We start from the raw sequence: 591 nt of genomic DNA, 5'->3' as shown, positions 1-591 counted from the left end.
TGAGTCCATTAGACAAGTTAATGCAAACATCGCCATTTGTACTTGTTGTGGTAGAGACAGACCTGCAGTATGGTTCAATGCTACGCTGCGGCTATCAGCAACGATACGGTCGATGAATTTGATGTCACGTGGCTCTGGAGTTAGCGTTTTGTAACGGTCGTCCAATTGGCACTGTGTCGCTTCACTGAATGAGCGAAGTGTATCGTCGAACACGTTCTCATCGTGAATACCGATAGTGCCTAGACGCCAGCCTGTTGCACCAAAGTACTTAGAGAACGAGTAAACACAAAGTGTGTTGTATGGTAGTTTTGCAAATAGAGAAACGAAGTCATCGGCAAATGTACCGTATACGTCATCAGTGATGATGAATAGGTCACTGCGTTGCTCATTCACAAAGTTCGTTAGGTTCTCTAGAGTCTCGTCAGAGAATTTCACTGATGCTGGATTAGCAGGGTTAACAACACAAAGCAGTTTGATGTCTGTATCTGCCAGTTTTTCGATTTCAGACATTGGTAGCTGCCAAGTGGTCTCATCAAGGCGTAGCTCTACGATTTCCAGCTCATATTCTGCTAGCTCTGGGATTTCTAGGTA

1 protein-coding gene is annotated in these 591 nt (G+C 44.7%); it reads right to left on the bottom strand.

Features of this window, described 5'->3' with window-relative positions; genetic code table 11:
- On the bottom strand, window positions 1-591 hold a 591-nt coding region (locus AB4585_RS29785; RefSeq protein ID WP_372170971.1), incomplete at both ends, for an aminotransferase class I/II-fold pyridoxal phosphate-dependent enzyme.

The organism is Vibrio sp. 10N.222.49.C9, from assembly GCF_041474985.1.
In the GTDB taxonomy this organism is placed as follows: Bacteria; Pseudomonadota; Gammaproteobacteria; order Enterobacterales; family Vibrionaceae; genus Vibrio; species Vibrio crassostreae_C.
This window is presented reverse-complemented; position numbering and strand designations above follow the sequence as displayed.